20 protein-coding genes and 1 tRNA gene are annotated in these 18,856 nt (G+C 61.2%); 9 read left to right on the forward strand and 12 right to left on the reverse strand.

The genetic code is table 11. The features are described from left to right. Positions 1-18 precede the first annotated feature (18 nt). Positions 19-690, forward strand: a complete 672-nt coding sequence (locus tag ACP7AL_RS04180) for an MBL fold metallo-hydrolase (protein WP_425989169.1) — start codon at positions 19-21, stop codon at positions 688-690. Here the strand turns inward: ACP7AL_RS04180 and ACP7AL_RS04185 are convergent, their stop codons facing one another. The 8 genes from ACP7AL_RS04185 to ACP7AL_RS04220 all read right to left on the reverse strand — a co-directional run bounded on the left by ACP7AL_RS04185 (position 691) and on the right by ACP7AL_RS04220 (position 7,528). Continuing rightward, a complete protein-coding gene (locus ACP7AL_RS04185) occupies positions 691-1,074 on the reverse strand; it encodes a nitrile hydratase accessory protein (RefSeq protein WP_425989171.1) in 384 nt (127 codons plus the stop codon). It lies immediately after the preceding gene. Beyond that, complete coding sequence (gene nthB, locus ACP7AL_RS04190; RefSeq protein WP_425989173.1) at positions 1,071-1,733, reverse strand: nitrile hydratase subunit beta; 663 nt, start codon at positions 1,731-1,733, stop codon at positions 1,071-1,073. Before nthB ends, ACP7AL_RS04185 begins: the two co-directional genes overlap by 4 nt. Further along, the gene (gene nthA, locus ACP7AL_RS04195) at positions 1,730-2,407 is read right to left on the reverse strand and encodes a nitrile hydratase subunit alpha (protein ID WP_425989176.1); all 678 of its coding nucleotides are present in this window, start codon (positions 2,405-2,407) and stop codon (positions 1,730-1,732) included. Before nthA ends, nthB begins: the two co-directional genes overlap by 4 nt. 170 nt (positions 2,408-2,577) lie before the next feature. Further along, positions 2,578-4,509 (reverse strand): PAS domain S-box protein, encoded by a 1,932-nt coding sequence (locus ACP7AL_RS04200; protein WP_425990018.1) that lies wholly within the window; start codon positions 4,507-4,509, stop codon positions 2,578-2,580. 122 nt (positions 4,510-4,631) lie between these two features. Then, complete coding sequence (locus ACP7AL_RS04205) at positions 4,632-4,898, reverse strand: pentapeptide repeat-containing protein (protein ID WP_425989178.1); 267 nt, start codon at positions 4,896-4,898, stop codon at positions 4,632-4,634. Between the two features lie 32 nt (positions 4,899-4,930). Then, entirely contained in the window at positions 4,931-5,878 is a 948-nt protein-coding gene (locus tag ACP7AL_RS04210; RefSeq protein ID WP_425989180.1) for a hypothetical protein, read from the reverse strand. 29 nt (positions 5,879-5,907) lie between these two features. Then, positions 5,908-7,083: a DUF3095 domain-containing protein gene (locus ACP7AL_RS04215; protein ID WP_425989182.1), complete on the reverse strand. Its 1,176-nt coding sequence runs from the start codon at positions 7,081-7,083 to the stop codon at positions 5,908-5,910. 157 nt (positions 7,084-7,240) lie between these two features. Beyond that, complete coding sequence (locus ACP7AL_RS04220; RefSeq protein ID WP_425989184.1) at positions 7,241-7,528, reverse strand: DUF3551 domain-containing protein; 288 nt, start codon at positions 7,526-7,528, stop codon at positions 7,241-7,243. A 134-nt stretch (positions 7,529-7,662) separates the two neighbouring features. On the opposite strand from ACP7AL_RS04220, the gene ACP7AL_RS04225 reads away from it, so the two are divergent. The 5 genes from ACP7AL_RS04225 (at position 7,663) to ACP7AL_RS04245 (ending at position 12,065) form a co-directional block, all read left to right on the forward strand. Next, a complete protein-coding gene (locus ACP7AL_RS04225) occupies positions 7,663-8,067 on the forward strand; it encodes a YccF domain-containing protein (protein ID WP_006022505.1) in 405 nt (134 codons plus the stop codon). Between the two features lie 113 nt (positions 8,068-8,180). Then, positions 8,181-9,083, forward strand: a complete 903-nt coding sequence (locus ACP7AL_RS04230) for a CHAD domain-containing protein (RefSeq protein WP_425989186.1) — start codon at positions 8,181-8,183, stop codon at positions 9,081-9,083. Between the two features lie 128 nt (positions 9,084-9,211). Next, the gene (locus ACP7AL_RS04235; protein ID WP_425989188.1) at positions 9,212-10,591 is read left to right on the forward strand and encodes a cytochrome P450; all 1,380 of its coding nucleotides are present in this window, start codon (positions 9,212-9,214) and stop codon (positions 10,589-10,591) included. A gap of 110 nt (positions 10,592-10,701) precedes the next feature. Continuing rightward, positions 10,702-11,880, forward strand: coding sequence for a saccharopine dehydrogenase family protein (locus tag ACP7AL_RS04240; RefSeq protein WP_425989191.1), 1,179 nt, complete (start codon positions 10,702-10,704; stop codon positions 11,878-11,880). A gap of 108 nt (positions 11,881-11,988) precedes the next feature. Further along, a tRNA-Arg gene (locus ACP7AL_RS04245) sits at positions 11,989-12,065 on the forward strand. A 64-nt stretch (positions 12,066-12,129) separates the two neighbouring features. Here the strand turns inward: ACP7AL_RS04245 and ACP7AL_RS04250 are convergent. The 4 genes from ACP7AL_RS04250 to ACP7AL_RS04265 all read right to left on the reverse strand — a co-directional run bounded on the left by ACP7AL_RS04250 (position 12,130) and on the right by ACP7AL_RS04265 (position 15,203). Further along, positions 12,130-12,561, reverse strand: coding sequence for an MliC family protein (locus tag ACP7AL_RS04250; RefSeq protein ID WP_425989193.1), 432 nt, complete (start codon positions 12,559-12,561; stop codon positions 12,130-12,132). Further along, on the reverse strand, positions 12,515-12,793 hold the full coding sequence (locus ACP7AL_RS04255) for a twin-arginine translocation signal domain-containing protein (protein ID WP_425989195.1): 279 nt from the start codon (positions 12,791-12,793) through the stop codon (positions 12,515-12,517). Before ACP7AL_RS04255 ends, ACP7AL_RS04250 begins: the two co-directional genes overlap by 47 nt. Before the next feature lie 161 nt (positions 12,794-12,954). Then, on the reverse strand, positions 12,955-14,241 hold the full coding sequence (locus ACP7AL_RS04260; protein WP_425989197.1) for an MFS transporter: 1,287 nt from the start codon (positions 14,239-14,241) through the stop codon (positions 12,955-12,957). A 35-nt stretch (positions 14,242-14,276) separates the two neighbouring features. Further along, positions 14,277-15,203, reverse strand: a complete 927-nt coding sequence (locus tag ACP7AL_RS04265; RefSeq protein WP_425989199.1) for a LysR family transcriptional regulator — start codon at positions 15,201-15,203, stop codon at positions 14,277-14,279. 342 nt (positions 15,204-15,545) lie between these two features. On the opposite strand from ACP7AL_RS04265, the gene ACP7AL_RS04270 reads away from it, so the two are divergent. The 3 genes from ACP7AL_RS04270 to ACP7AL_RS04280 all read left to right on the forward strand — a co-directional run bounded on the left by ACP7AL_RS04270 (position 15,546) and on the right by ACP7AL_RS04280 (position 18,854). Beyond that, positions 15,546-15,914 (forward strand): lysozyme inhibitor LprI family protein, encoded by a 369-nt coding sequence (locus ACP7AL_RS04270; RefSeq protein ID WP_425989201.1) that lies wholly within the window; start codon positions 15,546-15,548, stop codon positions 15,912-15,914. Between the two features lie 74 nt (positions 15,915-15,988). Beyond that, positions 15,989-17,473: an FAD-dependent monooxygenase gene (locus ACP7AL_RS04275; RefSeq protein ID WP_425989203.1), complete on the forward strand. Its 1,485-nt coding sequence runs from the start codon at positions 15,989-15,991 to the stop codon at positions 17,471-17,473. A 127-nt stretch (positions 17,474-17,600) separates the two neighbouring features. Further along, positions 17,601-18,854: a TAXI family TRAP transporter solute-binding subunit gene (locus ACP7AL_RS04280; protein WP_425989205.1), complete on the forward strand. Its 1,254-nt coding sequence runs from the start codon at positions 17,601-17,603 to the stop codon at positions 18,852-18,854. Positions 18,855-18,856: the final 2 nt, after the last annotated feature.

An 18,856-nucleotide genomic window follows, 5' to 3' on the forward strand; every position in this document is an offset into this window, starting at 1 on the left:
AATCAGCATTGTGGCCACATGACAGATGAATCGAAGCAAGCCGCCAAAGCCGGCGCCCTGATCGTGCCGGTTTCCCCGTTTCAGCAGAATTGCACGCTGCTGTGGAACGAAGCGACCAAGCACGGGGTCGTGATCGATCCCGGCGGGGACGTTCCGGATATCCTCGCGGCGATCAAGCAGTCCGGCATCACGGTCGACGCGATCTGGATCACCCATGGCCATATCGATCACGTCGGCGGCGCAGCGGAGTTGCGCGACGCGTTGAAGGTCCCCATCATCGGCCCGCATGCCGCCGACAAGTATCTGCTCGATAACGTCGTCGCGAGCGGCGCGAATTTCGGCATGACCGGCGTGCGCAACTTCGCGCCAGACCGCTGGCTGAACGAAGGCGATCAGGTCAAGATCGGCGACCTTGTGTTCGACGTCTATCATTGCCCCGGCCACTCGCCGGGCAGCGTGGTGTTCTTCAACAAGGATATGCGCTTTGCGATCGTCGGCGACGTGCTGTTCAACGGCTCGGTCGGCCGCACCGATCTGCCCGGCGGCGATCACGCCACCCTGATCCGCTCGATCAATCAGAAACTGCTGCCGCTCGGCGACGACATCGGCTTCATCTGCGGCCATGGCCCCGGCTCGAATTTCGGCCACGAGCGCGCCACCAACCCGTTCCTCAATGGTGGCTTGGGGTAGCTAGCTGAAATCTTCGGGAGTCAGTTCGATCGGCTGACCGTGCGGCGTGCGGTCTGCGGCGTGATCCCATGCATCGCGGTAGCGGTGCAGTTCGTTCTCCGGCGCGACATTCTTTTCTGCGACCAGATGCTCAAGCGTCGCGAGCCAGTGCCTGTAATAGGTTTCGCCGGTATCGGCGTCACCTTCGGCCTGCGCGCGCTTGATCTGCTTCGCCAGTGCCTCCGCCCATTCCGGCCAGGTGAAAAGGCCCCGCGCATGCAGCGCCAGTGCCATTGTAAAGGCGCGCGCTTCCCATGGCTCGCGAAACACCGGGCCGTCGCCGTCGCGCGGAAGTCCCGGAACGCTGGCCGCCGCCTGCATTGCTGCCTGCCGGTCGATGGTCATTCAGCACGCTCCAGATAGGATTCCCAGGCATCCACCGAAACGGCGCTCGCGGGATCGGCACGATCGCCCCACAATTCGCGCCCGGTGAAGCACACGGTGTAGAGCTGCTGCGGATTCTCGCCGTCACCGCGCGCGTTGCTGTCCGCAAAGACATGCGCGCCATGCAGCAACTCCACCACGCCGACATGACCGCGCACATAGCGCGGCAAGCGAATGTGACCTTGCGGGTGAATATTTCTCGCTCGCACGCGGTCGCCGATCGTGAACATCGGGGTCGAGGTCGCGTCGCGCTCCGTCGGCGCGCCTCGGCGCAACATGCCCTCGACATCGCCGGGCGCCAGAACCGGCACACCCGCCTTCGGCGGATACAGCACGCGGCCGGCCTCGACTTCATCCGGCATCACCAGACCGCGCTCGTGCATCAGCCGTTCAAGGCCCGCAAGCCAGATCTGATAGTAGCTCTTGCCAAGATAATCCGCAGGCGAACGGTCCTCGCGGGCAAAGCGCGACATGTCGATATTCCAGCCGCCGGGCCGCGCCATCGCCAGCGTCAGCGCAAGCACCCGCCGCTCCCACTCGCCATGAAACACCGGCTCGTTCGGCTCCGGAATCACCGGGCCGAAACCATCGACACCACCCATGTCGTGTGCGCCGTTCATGGTGCGGCCCGCTCCGGCGATTTGGGAAGGCCGGTGCCGATCATGCTGTCGCGGGTGACAAGATCAGCGAGTTGCTCTTCGCTCCAGCCCTCGGTTCCGGCGGGGCGCTGCGGCACCACCAGATACCGGATCTCGGCGGTGGAATCCCAGACGCGGATTTCTGTCTCGGCCGGAAGCTCAAATCCGAAATCGCGCAGCACGCCCCGCGGATCGATCACAGCACGCGACCGATACGGCGCGGCCTTGTACCAGACCGGCGGAAGCCCGAGCACCGACCACGGATAGCAGGAGCACAGGGTGCAGACGACCATGTTGTGCCGCAGTTGCGTGTTCTCGACCGCGACGATGTGCTCGCCCTGCCGGCCGGCGTAACCAAGCTCTGCGATCGCTGGCGTCGCGTCATTCAGCAGACGCGCACGGTAGGCAGGATCGGACCACGCCTTTGCGATCACGCGCGCGCCGTTGCGCGGCCCGACCTTGGTTTCGTAGGTTTCGATTAAAAGATCGAGCGCGGCAGGATCGACATAGCCCTTCTCGGTGAGGACCGTCTCCAGCGCGCGCACACGCAATTCCGTCTCCGACAATTCGGAATGATCGTGATCGTGGTGATGATGGTGGCCGTGATGATGGTCACCATTGCCGTGGTGGTGGTCGTCGTGATCGTGTCCGCTCATGAGACAAAGAATAGTCCTGCCCGCCTCGGCGTGTCGAGAGCGGGATGAACATGGCAGCAAGATGTGATTCAAGGATGCGCGCCGGGTCTTCGCGCGTCAGTCCTTCAGAAGGAAGGTTACCGTCCGGCGTGGCCGCGCACGAACTCACAAATTGCGTTTGTGACCGGAAATCAGTTCGCGATCGCCGCCGTGACAGCCTGCATCAGCTCCTGCTGGCGAAACGGCTTGCCAAGCTTCGGCAGGTTGGCATCCACGCCCGGCGGCAATTCCGCATAACCCGTCGCAAGAATGACCGGAAGGTCCGGCCGCTCGGCCTTGATCGCTGCGGCGAGTTGCGCCCCGGTCATCCGCGGCATGGCATGATCGGTGATGACGAGATCGACCGAGGGCTCGCGCCGCAAGATCTCCAGCGCCTGGTCACCTGACGTCGCCTCGAACACCGTGTGTCCCATGTCCTGCAACATCACTGCGGTGTTCATCAGCACGAGACCATCGTCATCGACGGCAAGCACCACCAGCGGACGGGTGCCGGTCGCGCCGTCCTTGATGAAACGCCCGCCCTGCGCGGGCTGCGTCGCTTTCGCTGCAGGCAACCAGATTTCCGCCGTCGTGCCCTCACCTTTTTGGCTCTTTAGGAAGAACCGCCCACCGGACTGTTCGGTCATGCCATGGACCATCGACAATCCGAGGCCGGTGCCGCGGCCCACACCTTTCGTGGTGAAGAACGGCTCCATGGCGCGCCTGAGAGTCGTCTTGTCCATTCCCTCGCCCGTGTCCTTCACCGAAAGACGCACATAGCGTCCGGCTTTCAGCTTGCTCCGCGAGCGAGGCTTGACGGTTTCCTCACGCGCCGCGATGACGATACTGCCGCCGTCCGGCATCGCGTCGCGCGCATTCACCGCCAGATTCAGCAGCGCCATTTCAAGCTGATTGGCGTCGGCATGGACGAGGTCGAGCTTGAGCGGAAAGTGCGTCTCGATCTGCACCGACGGTCCGAGCGAACTCTGCAACAGATCGGTCATGCCGCGCACAAGCGCGGGGATATCGATCGGCTTGAGATCGAGATCCTGACGCCGCGCGAAAGCCAGCATGCGCTGGGTCAGCGCCGCGCCGCGCTGCGCCGCCTGCGTCGCATTGGAAATCAGCGTCGCAACCCGCGCATCGTCCGGGAGCCGCTTGCCGGCCAATTCAAGACTGCCGAGAATGACCATCAGCAGATTGTTGAAATCGTGCGCGATGCCGCCGGTCAGTTGGCCAATGGCATCCATCTTCTGCGAATGGGCCAGCGCCTCGCGCGCGTGCTCGAGCGCCTTCTGTGTTTCCCTGCGCTCGGTGATGTCGCGGGTGATCTTGGCGAAGCCGATGATGGCGCCGGTCTCATCGCGGATCGGATCGATGATAATGTTGGCCCAGAACTGCGTGCCGTCCTTGCGCACACGCCAGCCTTCCTTCTCGAAACGTCCTTCGCGCCGCGCGGTGGCGAGCGCGTTCTGCGGCTCGCCCTTCAGCCGGTCGCCCTCGGTATAGAATTTCGAGAAATGCTGGCCGATGATTTCCTCGGCGCGATATTGCTTGATGCGTTCCGCGCCCTGATTCCAGCTGCTGACGTAACCTTCCGGGTCGAGCATATAGAGGGCGTAGTCGGTCACGCTCTGCACCAGCAGCCGGAACTGTTCTTCCTTCTGCCGCAGACGATCCTGGGCGGCCTTGCGCTCGGTAAGGTCGCGCGTGATCTTGGCAAAGCCGACGAGCCGGCCGTCAGGCGAACGGATCGGGTCGATCACCACATGAGCCCAGAACCGGCTGCCGTCTTTTCGGATGCGCCAGCCTTCGTTTTCGAATTTGCCTTCGCGGGCAGAAATTTCCAGGGCGCGCGCCGGAAGCCCGGCCTTGCGGTCTTCCTCGCCGTAGAACTGCGAAAAATGACGTCCGATGATTTCGTCGTGGGTGTAGCCCTTGAAGCGCTGCGCGCCCGAATTCCAGCTCGTGACCCGCCCTTCCGGGTCGAGCATGTAAATGGCGTAATCGGTAACCGCTTCCACCAGAAGCCGGTATCGCCCTTCCGGGGTCAGGGCATCCTCGAACCGGTTCGATCGCTGCAAGGCAGTATTTTCAAAGGCCATTCAATGTAACCCCGTACCAACAGGGCCAAACGCCGCCGGACCGGTAAAGTTCCACCTAAATTTGAGGACTTCGCCCAAAGTCGAACAGGGACCGGGGCTCTCTATTGCTGCTTTTCGTAGGCCGCCAGCATGTCCTCGACCTTGATCCCGTTGATGGTCATGCCCTCGATCCGGCAGTCGGTGAGGCAGGCCCCCGACATATTGGCGTTGTTAACGTGCAGGCCCGCCAGGTTGGCGTAGTCGATCCGCAGTCCGCTGAGATTGATGTCATGAATGTTGCAGCCCGACATGTTGACGTCTTCGAAGGTCGACCCTGAGACGTCGGATCCTTTCACATCAAGGCGCTGCTTTTGTTCAAGGATGTCCATGTTCGCTGTGACCCTTTGCTTGTGACCAGCATCTAGTTCCGCACCGCGTAGAGCGGCGTCCGCAAGGTGAACTGGACAATTGGCTCGGGTGTCCAGGCCACTTCGATCGAGGCGCCAAACAGCCGGTTGTCGTTGTCGTCCATTCGCTCGAGATCGAACCTGAGCAATGGCTGGGTAAACGCCCTGGCCCTGATGAGGCCCGCGCCGATCTGCGCGCCACCGAAGGTCTGGACGCCCATCCGCGCGGACACCTTCCAGTTGTTCGGCCACTGATAATAGCCGCCCATATATCCGGCGAATGCCGGCTCGACCCTGGCAAGACCCGAATCCACCCAGACAGCGGTCAATCGCGTCCCGAACAGCAGACCCTGGGTTTGATCTTCATCCAATCCGTAATCGAGTTCGACCACAGTTTGGTTCGAGGTCGAGGCCAGCCCCGGCGCGCTGGTGATCGATCGCGTGAGAGTCGAAATCACCGTCACCGTCTTGCTGTCCTGCTGAATGACGTCGGCATTGAAACCGATATTCCAGCTATCGAGCGTCATCGACGACCATGACGTGGCATCGCTGCGCGACGTGCTGGCGCTGATACCGGCATACACCGAGAACCGCTCGGTGATGTCCACCGTCAGCGGCGCGTTCAGTGTCACGACCTGCGCTGCCGCTGGAATCGGAGACACGAAATTCCTGAACCCGATGGCCAGCGTGTTGGGCGGCACGGTCGTGTATTGCGTGTTGTAATCCAGATAGATGTTCGGCTGCTTTGCTTTGGCTGGCTCTTCATCTTCGTCATCACTGGCGCGGGCGAGATCGAAGGTGCCAAGTACAACGCCAAGAAGGACGCACAAGCCGAGCGGGACACGGCGAAGCATCCAGCCGCAACGATCTTCCTGGAAATCGATCGCCTTCAAAGCAACGCTCACCGATCTGAAAAGCCGCGAAAGTGCGGCGATGGTGACGTGTTCCGCATCTCTTTTCAATGTTCGCTCAGGTGAACCGCGGCTTGATTTTAGTTCAGTGTGGCTTTCAGCGCGGTGGCGGCCGAGGCATAGCCGCCCCGCGCGCCGTCGACGAAATGAAAATGATCCGGACGTGACGCCGACAGCGTGAAGCACGTCATCATCGCCGCATCCTGACGGTGCAGGCCGTATCGCGCAGTGCCGGCGGCAGCCGCGGCGGCAAGACGGCTTTCCAGCGCATCGGCCAGTTCAGGCTTGCAATCGAGCACCATGCGCAGGCCATCGTCATATTTCCGGAAATCCGAGTTTTCGACCACCTGCTGCATATAGATCTGCGGCACGAAACCGCCGGCCGACATGTTGAGGCGAAACAGCAGATAGGCGAACAGTGTCCATGCATGAACGCTGAGCCGGCGCCTGAACAGCGATCCGCCGCGCTGCGCCAGCGCCTCGTAATCGGCGCCCGGTGTCGGCCAGCGCATGCTCGGCCCGGATGACGGCACGGGCCGTCCCGCACCGGGACTTCGCTCGACCAGCGTCACCACGTCCTCGATCAGGCGGCGAAACGCCGCGCTGTCCGCCGATGCAGGCACGATCAGCATCGACAGAATGAGGCCGCGCTCCGCCGGCATTTCGGAGAAGCGGCACGACAGTCCGGTGAGATCAGGATGCGCACCCGGCGAAGCCATCGGGATGGTGAACTCGCCGCGCTTCATTGCGGCTTCCGCCCATGCCAATCCGCCGCCTGAGAACATCGCATAGGACACGTGCGGCGACGCCGCATAGCGCGCCACACGCACATCGAGACCCTGCGCGCGAATGGCCTCGATCGGCACCAGCGCGACGCGCAGCGACAGATCGAGATCTTCCTTCACCCAGGTTGCGGTCGCTGCCAGCGCTTCGCGCGCCGCGTCGGCGTCCTGCGGGGATATCGCAAAGCTCGCGCCATCGCCGCCGAAGGCAAACGGAAAATCCCTGCCCTCCAGCGCATTGGTTACCGATGCGATCACCGCCGCACCCGCCATGTTCACCGCCTTGTAGCGGTTGTTCGCGATCGCCCTGGTGGACTGCACGATGTCGGCAACGCCGATCAGCCATCCATCCGGCACCGGCCGGTACAACGACGGGTCCATCAGATTCGCGAAGCCGCGAAACACCGGCATGGCGCGGTAGAAATCGTCCCGGCCGCCAACATCCGCGGCACTCTGGTCCTGCGACACGCTCATGACCGTTGCTTTGCCGATTTCATGCCTGCCAAATCCGTGCGGCCAGCGTTCCAAAAATACGGGCGTTCAGCAATACGGGTTCAGGCCCGATGCAAACAAAATCGGCGCAGCCACGCCGCGCCGACAAACAGGATCACAGGCCGTCCGCCGGATCACGTCAGTGGCGATGCTTGTGCCTGGGCTTGCGATAGCGGCGTGGAGCGGGGTCATAATACTGGCGAGGCTGATACCACGCATTGACGTGGCACGACCCGCCGACACCGCTGGTCGCGGCCTGACACTGTTCATAGGTGTAATAGTCGCACACCCTGCCCATTCCGGTACGGCCGAAATTTTCCGAACAGAACGGCGCATCCCCCCTGGCATGCGCTGCGGAGCCGGGCATGATCGCCAGCACCGCAACGACGGCCATGGCGAACCCGGACGCAAAATCGATCTTCAGCATTTCGAATCTCCTAGATGTCCCTCTATACGGGCTTCGCCACCTGATTGGCTATCTCCAATCACCCGCCGTTTTCACCGCCGCGCCGCCGGAAAAGTGCTACGCTGAACCAAACCGGCACCAACGCAGGAGTTCCGATGTCACCCGTCTCGTTTATGCTCAATGTTCTGTGGGTGGTGCTCGGCGGCTTCTGGATGGCGCTCGGCTGGGCCGTTGCCGCCGTCATCATGGCCATCACCATCATCGGGATTCCATGGGCACGCGGCGCCTGGAATATTGCCATCTACACGCTGTTTCCGTTCGGCCAGAAGGCCGTCTCGCGCGAGATCTATATCGGCGAACGCGACTTCGGCACCGGCATTTTCGGATTTATCGGCAATCTGATCTGGCTGATCCTGGCCGGATGGTGGCTGGCGCTCGGCCACCTGTTCACCGCACTCCTGCTCGCCATCACGATCATCGGAATTCCGTTCGCCTGGGCGCATCTGAAACTCGGCGCCATCGCGCTGTGGCCGATCGGCAAGACCATCGTCCCCGCATGATGTTGCCTGCCGGCCCGCTCGCCATCCCGCATTCGCAGAATGACTGAAGAGACGACTTCCCTGGGCGCGGAGAAACTGTAAATTTGGCGCGAACCGGTTCTGGACAGACGCCGATGGTGGCGGTCCCTCAAGCTGAGCCAAACGCCCATTCGCTGCGCGAGGTCGCGAATGACACTCTGGCTATGGCCAGGGCCGCGCAAGAAAAGCTCGACAGCCACGAAACCAGCACAACCATTCATGAGCTGCGTGTCGCGCTCAAGCGCTGGAGAGCCTTGTTGCGGTTGCTCGAGGACTCGATTGGCGACGAGACCGTGGCTCTGCGCCACGAGGCAAGCCACATCGCCCGCGAGTTCGGCCGCAGCCGCGATGCGCAGACGGCTCTAGATGCGCTGGCCGACATTACAAAGCCGAGAGTCACCGAGACGCCGCCGCTGTCGGAACGAACCAAAGCCACTCTCACCCAGCGGCTTGAGGACGTGCGAAAGGCTTTGGAGGCCGAGCAGCTTCATCCGGAAGCCATTCAGCACCTGCGCGACGGCCTTGTCCGGGCGTCCGCCTGCGCAGCAAACTGGCCGCTTGAACGAATCCATTTCGACGACATCGTGACCGCTCTCGCAAAATCCTATCGCCGGGCCCGCCGGCGCCGCCCGCGCGAATGGGACACGGCCGGTCCGGAAGAGGTTCATGATTTCCGCAAGGCTGTCGTGGCCTTCCGCTATCAGCTCGACCTCATTGCGCCGCTGTGGCCAAAAATGTGGAACACCTTCATCGACGAGGTGCAGAAGCTGCGCACGCAGCTTGGCAGGAGCAGCGATCTCGTTGCTCTCCGCGGCTTGATTCAACCGAAGCAACCGCTGGCTCCCTGGCGCTCACGCCTGACGCCGCGGATCGACTCCCGGCAACAGTTTCACCTTGGCCGCGCGCGATCGCTGTCCGGCCGGGTGTTCGCGGAATCGCCGCGGTCATTCCGCAAACGCATCGAGGCCCTGGCGGAAGCGGCCGCAGAGTCCCCTTGATCCGCAGGCATTTCCGGGCTCACGGCGCAATGCACCGCACCATCACAACTCCCCGATTTAATGGCGATCGGAGTTGTCGCTCCTCGCCAACTCGGCGATAATTCCGGCAAATAGCGCACGGACACGCCATGTCGATGCATAGCCTGACATCACCGGCTGCGATCAAGGCACCTCTTATGGTGGATCGCACAAGGCTCGCCCACATTCCCGGCGATGAAGGCTGGCCGCTGATCGGACGAACACTCAGTGTGCTCGCCGATCCGAAAGGCGAAGTTAATGCGATGGCCCGCGAGTACGGGCTGATCTATCGCTCGCGGGTTCTCGGCGAGACAAGTGTCTCCCTGCTTGGCCCCGAAGCCAACGAGTTCATGCTGCTCGACCAGACCAAGCTGTTTTCCTCGACCAACGGATGGGAAACGATCCTCGGACGGCTGTTTCCCCGCGGACTGATGCTGCTCGATTTCGAGGAACATCGCCTGCATCGCCGCGCCATGTCGGTCGCGTTCAAATCGGGACCGATGAAAAACTATCTCTCGCAGCTCGATTCAGGAATTGCGGCGCGCGTCGATCAGTGGCGCGAGGCGCCGGGTCCGATGCTGTTCTATCCGGCGATGAAACAACTGACGCTCGATCTCGCCGCGACCTCTTTTCTCGGCACAGGGATCGGCCCCGAGGTCGAGGAGGTCACGCGCTCCTTCGTCGACATGATCGCCGCGTCCGTGGCGGTGATCCGCAAGCCCTGGCCCGGCACGCAGATGGCGCGCGGCGTCAGGGGACGCCAGCGCATCGTTGCGTATTTCTCGCAGCAGATTCCCCTGCGGCGCGAGAACGGCGGCGACGATCTGTTCTCGCAACTGTGCCACGCGACCCATGAAGACGGCGCGCTGCTGTCGACGCAGGACATTGTCGATCACATGAGCTTCCTGATCATGGCGGCGCACGACACGCTGACATCGTCGCTGACGTCGTTCGTGGCGCTGCTTGCGGCACATCCGGACTGGCAGTCGCGGCTGCGCGATGAGGTCGCGTCGCTTGGGATCGCACCCGGCGCGCCGCTGCCGTTCGAGAAACTCGACGCGATGCCGCTCACCGAGATGGCCTTCAAGGAAGCCATGCGGATGAAGCCGCCGGTGCCGTCGATCCCGCGCCGGGCGACGCGCGATTTCAGCTTCAAGGGCTTTGACATTCCGGCCGGCACGCTGGTCAGCATGAATCCGCTGTTCACCCACCATATGAGCGAACACTGGCCCGATCCCGAAACGTTCGATCCGCTGCGCTTCACCGACGAGGCACAGCGTGCCCGCCATCGCTTCGCGTTCATCCCGTTCAGCGGCGGCGCGCATATGTGCATCGGAGTGCACTTCGCCTACATGCAGGCCAAATGCTTCGCGTTTCATTTCCTGCAAAATCTCAAGGTCTCCCTGGAGCCAGGTTATGTGCCCGCATGGCAGATGTGGCCGATCCCGAAGCCCAGGGACGGCTTGCGCGTCACCCTGTCCACCGCTTGATGCGCCGCGCGCGAAGCCGTTGACTCTGCGCTCCCTGTCAGACAAGCAATCGGCAACACGCGACCGAACCGCGCGAAACTGACCGGCCGGCGATATTTGAGGAAACGACGATGACCCAGGCGAAATTCGATGTCGTGGTTTATGGCGCCAGCGGCTTTACCGGCCGGCTCGTCGCCGAATATCTCGCCGCGCATTATGGCCCCGGCAGCAATCTCAAATGGGCGATGGCAGGCCGCAGCCGCGACAAGCTTGCCGCGGTCCGCGACGAGATCGGCGCACCGAAAGACACGCCGCTGATCGAAGCCGACGCGAGCGATCCTGCGTCGCTCAAGGCGCTGGTCGGCCAGACCAAGGCGGTTCTCACCACCGTTGGCCCCTATCAGCTTTATGGCTCCGAGCTTGTTGCAGCCTGCGCTGCCTCCGGCACCGACTATCTCGATCTCTGCGGCGAGCCGGCATGGATGCGCCAGATGATCGACGCCCATCACGCCAAGGCGCAATCGACCGGCGCCCGCATTCTGTTTTCCTGCGGGTTCGATTCGATTCCGTTCGAGTTCGGCGTGTTCTTTCTGCAAGGCGCGGCGAAAAAGCAGTTCGGCGCGGCCGTGCACCGCGTGAAGGGCCGCGTGCGCAAGATGAAGGGCACGTTCTCGGGTGGCACGGCGGCAAGCCTGAAGGCGACTTACGCCGCCGCAGCGAAAGATCTCAGCATCGTGCCGCTGCTCAAGAACCCGTTCGCGCTGACGCCGGGCTTCGAGGGCCCGAAACAGCCGCCGGGCAACAAGCCGCTCCACGACGACGAGCTTGGCATGTGGGTCGCGCCGTTCGTGATGGCGACGATCAACACCCGCAATGTGCATCGCTCGAATTTTCTGATGGGCTTCCCGTATGGCAAGGACTTCGTCTACGACGAGATGATGCTGGCCGGCCCCGGCGAGAAGGGTGAAGCCACTGCCAGAGCCATCGTCGCGGCGAATGCCGCGATGGGCGGCCCCGGCGGGCCGAAGCCCGGCGAAGGCCCCTCGAAGGAAGAGCGCGAGACGGGCCTCTACGATATCCTGTTCGTCGGCGTAACGCTGGACGGCCGCCAGATCCACGCCTCGGTCAAGGGCGATCGCGATCCCGGTTATGGATCGACCTCCAAGATGATCGCCGAGTGCGCCGTCTGTCTCGTGCGCGAAGCGCAGGATGTGGCGGGCGGCATCTGGACGCCGGGCGCGGCATTGGGCGATCGCCTGATCAAGCGGCTGGAGGACAATGCGGGGCTTCAGTTCACGGTTGAAGGCTGAGGGGCGAAATACCTGCGGCAAACCAGCAGGCTTTGGTCCAAATCAGGCGCTCAAGACCCCTCGCCAGCCGTTGCCCGCACCGGCCCAATCGGCTAAATGGAATGCGCCGCACCCGTAGCTCAGCTGGATAGAGCGTTGCCCTCCGAAGGCAAAGGTCACACGTTCGAATCGTGTCGGGTGCGCCAGTACCATGACGTAGACCGCGCCAGCGATTAAGAAAACGTCGGGACTTTAGCTGCGGAGACACACCTACCGTGTGCGGCACTCCGTGATACTTCCCGCTCGCGTTAATCTCGCGGCGGTTCCTTTGATCCAAAATTCGATCCCTTGCGCGGCATATCGGCCGCCATCCGCAGACTGGACTTGTGGGAGTGTGATCGACTTCTGACCCGATATGGCGAGTTGCACCGACCCCGTCGGACCAGGCGCGCTAAAATCAGCCTTCAGCGACGATCCGTCGTCACATTTGTACAAGGCCTCTGTCGCGTGGGACACGGCTGTCAGCGCGATCAAAACAATACTCGCGAGCAATGTTCTCATAAGAACCTCGAGTTTTCCAAGTGTGACTACGCGGGTAAAGCCGTCAGGAGAAGCGCCCGCCGACGTAACCGTCGGCGGTTCGCATCCCTGCAGATTAGCGACCGCCGCCACCATGCTGATTGGCGAAGCGAATTCCTTCATTGACCTGCGCAATCGCCTGTTCGATCAGTTGCGAGGCCGCTTCTTTGTGGCCGCCTTTGTTCGGGGTCGCCTGACGCAATGATTGAAGGGCATCCTGCAACGACATGAGCGCGCGATCCATATTGCCTTGCTCGGCATGAGCGCTTGCAAGCGGAGCGGTTACCGCGATAGCAAGAGCTGCGGCCGCAGCGACGCGCATGAAAGTCCTTCGTGAATTGAGCATATCGAACATTGTGTATTCCTCCAGGTTGAATTGACGCAGGACGTTTATCCAACCGGATCTGGGAGCACCAATATGACTTCGATATCCACCTATTCGCGCGCGATATAGCTGGAGAAATGCCTGTATCTGCGACGGATTAGCCGGGCTACTCCCCCTCGCTGTTACCGTCGCTATTCAAAGCCAGATACTTTCAATCGCCGAAAAACCCAAGGCGCAATCACAATGAGGAGGCCGCCAACTGCACTGATGGCGCCCAACGATACAAGAGCAGGACCAAAATCTCCTGTCTGTCCTTTGACCCAGCCCACGAGATAAGGCCCGGTAAAGCCGCCCAGATTTCCGATCGAGTTGATGATCGCGATCCCGATTGCAGCGGCGCTGCCGGCCAGAAAATTCGACGGCAATGTCCACAGTACGGCGTTCGCTGCGAAAATCGATGCGGCAGCGATGCTGAGCGCCAGCAGTGACAAAGTGGGCGACTGAAATTGCGCGGCAGCGATGAGGCTTGCGCCGGAAAGAACGGCGGCCGCCGCGATATGGTTTCGGCGTTCGCGATGCGCGTCCGATCGCGCGCTCCAGAACAGCATGCCCCCGATCGACGCCGCGTATGGAAGCGCCGACAGCAGCCCGGTCTGGAGAGGCGTTGTCCCGAACCCGCTCACGATCTGGGGCAACCACAGGCCGACGCCGTAGATTCCCATGATGAAGCAGAAGGAGACGATGGAGAGCAGTGCCACCCGGACATCAAAGACACTTCCGAGCAATCCGTCGCCGGTCAGCTTCGCTGTGTTTGTATGTTCGGCGGCGATTGTATCCGCCAGCCATCGCCGCTCCTCAGGAGCCAGCCATGTTGCCTGTGCGTGACTGTCCGACAGCCAGAAAAACGCAATGATGCCCAGAACAATCGACGGTAATCCCTCCAGAATAAACAACCATCGCCACGCCGGAATTCCCATTGTCTCGCCAGTGCTGAGGATCAGGCCGGAGAGCGGGTTGCCCAGCGTGCTCGCAAGCGGAACGGCGACCAAAAAGACCGCATTGAAGCGTGCACGCGCGTCTCGCGGAAACCAGCAACTGAGATAATAGATGAAGCCGGGAAAGAAGCCGGCCTCAGCGATGCCCAGCAACAGTCTCAATGCGATGAAGCCTTTTGAACCCGTGACGAAGGCCATTCCCGCCGAGGCAAGCCCCCACGCAACCGCAATACTGACAATCCATAAGCGGACGCGAACCCGTTGCAGCAGCAAGCTGCTCGGAATCTGACATATTGCGTAGCCTAGAAAGAAGATGCCTGCGCCCCACCCGAACACGACAGGCGGCATCCCGAGCGATTTGTTCATATCGAGAGCAGCGAAGCCGATATTCACGCGACTAAGGAAGTTGAAGAAGAAAAGCAGCATCAGTAGAGGAAGGAGGCGCCAGCCAATCTTCCGAATGATACTGTCCGGCTCGATCATCTGTTGGCACTCGATTTCGATCGGGTCGCGATAGTTCAATGCTTGATAAGGGAGGCGCCGGGCCTTTTGCCGTCCTGTATGAACGAACTGATGATCGACGCGATCGACGAGCGAGCAGCATTACCCGCGTTGGTCAGGGTGGAATCGCCTGACGAGATAATGGAGCAGGTCATTGTTATAGGCGGTTCGATGACGAGAGGCTTTGCGAACGTTTCAAATCCGGCCTTGGGGAATTCCCCGATATTGAGAATCGTGTGACCGATGCCGGTCCGCACCGCGGCCAGTTCGCTCGAGAGATTGTCGGCCTCAGCGATAACATTCGGGGCGATATTCAGCGCGGCGAATGCTCCATCGATCAATCGTCTTCGCTCGATATTGTCTCCGGGCAGAACGAGGGGCAGACTTCCGATATCCTTGATTGAAATGGACGATCTGGCTTTGCCGGGAAGCGGCTTGCCCACCAGATATAATCTTTGGATGAAAATCGGCAGGCGCAGGAAAGCCGGCACGAATTCGTGCTCGAAGATGACCGCAAGATCGAGCTTGTGAGCGAGCACACGCGCGCTCAAGGTTTCGCTGTCGCCGTCCATGCATTTCAGCATGACATTGGGAAACGCAGACTTGATATGCTCGACGATGGGTCCGATCAGAATCTCCGCGAGCGATGCCACAATCCCGACGCTGACAGTTCCGGTGATGTTACCAGCGCTCGATTTCAGGAGCCCGGGAAGTTCGTCGAGGCGGCGAAGGATCGATGAGGCTTTCTCGAACAGGATTTCCCCCGCGGGGGTGGACTGCACGCCGCGCGGCGTTCGGTGGAGCAGCTTGATCCCCATTTCTTCTTCGAGTTCAGCCACCTGCTGGCTGAGTGCCGGCTGCGCTACATGGATGGTGCTTGCAGCGCGGGAAAAGCTGCCGGCTTCCACGATTTTTACGAAATAGCGAAGTTGTCTGTACTGCATGAAAAGGCCGGACCGCAAAGCCGCATAGTAATCCTTAGACTATTGCACAGCCTCGGTTTTTTGTCTTGGCACAGATCGGCGTTCAGGGGTTTAAAAAGGGGCATACGCCCGTTTTGCGATCAAGCCGCCGGACCGCCGCCGGTATGTCTGAAATCCAGTCGCTATAGCGGTCACCGATACCCGCATATCGAACCCGTATTTGATTTGCCGCTGACGCCAGACAATTGTCCCGCCACGGAAATTGTTCTTGCGACCCCAGACGCAGGCCGGAACCGCGTTCAGCGATAGCGGCCGCTCGAGCAATCTTCTTTCAACGACGGTTTCGTCATGAGGGCATGTGTCATGAATTTTTCAAGGAGTATCATCGGTGTTTTAGCGATGCTGCTCGTCTTCGGCGCGGCCTTGAGCTCGGCCAATGCAGCGGACTATTCGCCGCTGGATTGCAAGAAGGCGAGTTCGGCAGCCGAGCGAACGATCTGCTCGGACTATGGGCTGGGTCAGAGCGAAGCACGGGTTGCGACACTCTACGGGCTAACGACCTCGCTCGTGGCAATGGGACAGCGCGGCACGATCCAGGACGATCAACGCGCCTTTCTCAGGCAGCGTGACGCATGCGGTGCGAACGCGGGTTGTCTGCGTGCTGCCTACGCCGCCCGGGACAAGCAGCTGGAAGCGGTCATGCAATCCATCCAGCAGCGCGGACCGTTCTGATCTGTCACAACCAAATTCGCTGGCCGCCGTAAATCTCACGCGACGAACCAGGCCCGTCAGGAACCCAAACCGCTATGACTTCAAAAGTTTTGATCGTTGGTGCTGGCCCGGTTGGACTCACCATGGCTGCCGAACTCGCGCGCTATGGAGTGCCGGTACGGATCATCGACAAGGCGGCAACGCGTTCCGACAAGTCAAAGGCGCTTGTGCTGTGGAGCCGGACTCTCGAGTTATTGGACCGCGCCGGTTGCACGAATGAGTTCATTGCGGCCGGTCATAAAGTTGACGCTGCAAATATCATCGCTGCCAACAAGCTCCTTGCGCATGTCAGTTTCGCGGAAGTGAATAGTCCCTATCCTTATGCGCTCATGTTGCCTCAATCGGAGACAGAGCGTCTTCTTGAGGCACATCTGAATGGGCTAGGCGTCCAGGTGGAACGCGGCTTGGAATTGATCCGCTTTGCGCCCGGCTCTGCGTCGGTCTGCGCCACCTTGCGCTCCGCCTCAGGACAGGACGAAAATCTCGACGTGCCATGGATGATCGGTTGTGACGGCGCCCACAGCGCGACACGCCATGGTCTTGGGATATCGTTTGTCGGCGATACGCTGCCGAGCGACTGGATTCTTGCCGATATTCATCTCAAGGCGTTTCCGTTTCCGGCATCCGAGATAGCCACCTACTGGCATGAAAAAGGGGTGTTGGCGGTATTTCCCATATCGCCCGGTCGCTATCGCATCGTCGCCGATCTCCCCATGTCGGCAGGTGAACACCCACGAGATCCCGACCTCAGCGATGTGCAGGGCGTTCTCGATCAGCGAGGTCCCGGCGGGCTTGTCGCTTCCGATCCGGTCTGGCTCTCCTCGTTCCGCATCAACGAACGCAAAGTGGCCGACTATCGATCGGGTCGCGTCTTTCTTGCCGGTGACGCCGCGCATGTTCACAGCCCTGCAGGCGGTCAGGGCATGAATACAGGCATGCAAGATGCCTTTAATCTTGCCTGGAAGCTGGCGATGGTCTGGCGGGGCGCTTGCGACGAGAGTCTGCTCGATAGCTACAGCGTCGAACGCAGCGCAATCGGCGAACACGTTCTGGCAAATGCTGGACGGTTCACAGCGCTTGCAACCTTGCGAAATCAGGCCGCGCAGATCGTGCGTAATCTGGTCGGACATTTTCTACTGGGGCTTGCCCCGGTGCGCGCTGCGATGGTCAACGAGATGACGGAGGTGTCCGTCGGTTACGAGAAAAGCCCGCTCAATGGACCGGCGGCTCACGGACTCGATGGTCCTGCCGTCGGGGCCCGCGTGACGCCGGTGTCCGGACAGACGTCCTTTGGCGCGGGACAAACGCCGCGGTTCACGCTGCTGGCAGCCTCCAGCGAAGCCGTGAGCGGCCTTGTTGAGGATTTTGGCGATCTGGTCGAGTCATCGCTGCTGCCGCCTCCATACGCATCCGGCGCTTGGCTGGTGCGCCCGGACGGTTATGTGGCCTGCGCCGTCCCGGCCAAGGATATTGGGCCGATTGTCGGCTATCTCAAGGCGCTGAGACGAAAAGCAAGTTGACCCGCCGCGGCACAGCACCAAAACTATCTGTCAGCGACATTCTTTGGTGCTTGTAATGAGGCTATCTGCCCCCAGGCTTCCGCTGTGGCTCCGGATCGTCATGGTTGCCGGGGCTACATGTCTTGTATTGGGCGCAGGCCTGTTTGCTTACAGGCTCTACACCAAACCAACGACGCTGAGCGTCGGCGTCGGATCAATCGACGGCGAGATCGTCAAGGGCGCGTTGCTGATCGCAAATCGCTTCGTGAAATCGAACGCACCCGTGAGGCTCAACATCGTCAAATTCGGCAACGTCCTGGACGCAACAAAGGCCTTCGCCGCTGGCAAGGTTGATCTTGCGGTTGTAAGGGCCGATGTTGGCGATCTCTCGGACGCAAGAGCCATCGCTGTGATCGCCGAGGCGGTAGTGATGGTTGTCGCCGCGCCCGGTTCTTCCATAACCGGGATCGAGCAACTCAAGGGTCGATCCATCGGCGTGGTCGGCGGCGAGATCAACCATCGCCTTGTAAAAGCGCTCAGTCGTGAATACGGCCTGGAGGGACACACAACCTTCAAGGATCTATCGCCGCCCGACGCGCAGCGAGCCATGAAGGCCGGGGACGTGGATGTGCTGGTCATGGTGGTGCCCTTGACCAAGCGATACCTGGACTACGTCAGGAATCTGTCTGGCGGTGGTTCAAGTCGCTCGCCGACATTGGTGCCGATCGATTCAGCCGGTGCAATTGCCGATGCGGAGGGAGCCTTCGAGAGTTTCGCAATACCCAAGGGGACGCTGCGTGGCTCCCCGCCCAATCCGGGTGACGACCTGACAACACTCAAAACGGGCTTCTATCTGGTTGCGCATGCCAAGCTCGATGCCGATGTCGCAACCGGCCTGACGCAGGCGCTGATGAATGCCCGCGAAAGTCTGGTGGCAGCGCATTCGGTTCTGTCCGGGATTGCAGAGCCCGATACGGATCCCGATGCCAACATTCCCGTACATCCCGGCGCAGCCGTGTATTACAACGACGCGCAGCAAAGCTTCATGGACAAATATGGTGACGCCATCTACCTGACGCCAATTGTCTTCGGCTTGCTGGCATCGGTCTTCGCGGCGGCATGGAAGTTTCTTGGTCTTGGCCGGTCCAGGGCTCCTGATCCTGTATGGCGCGTGCTGTATGAGCTGCCACGGCGCATCAGAAGCGCGACAAGCGAAGCGGAGCTTATCAACATCGAGCAAGAATTCGACGAACTCCTCAAGGACGAAATCGCCAAATCATCGCTTGGGGATGACAGAGCGGCGGATACTGCGACCCTGACATCGGCAGCGCAGCGGCTGGATAATCTCATCCACCGTCGCCGGACCGTGATGGCGCGGGAAAAATCCCACGCCGATCATTGAGC

The organism is Afipia sp. DC4300-2b1 (assembly GCF_049895725.1).
GTDB classification, from domain to species: domain Bacteria; phylum Pseudomonadota; class Alphaproteobacteria; order Rhizobiales; family Xanthobacteraceae; genus Afipia; species Afipia broomeae.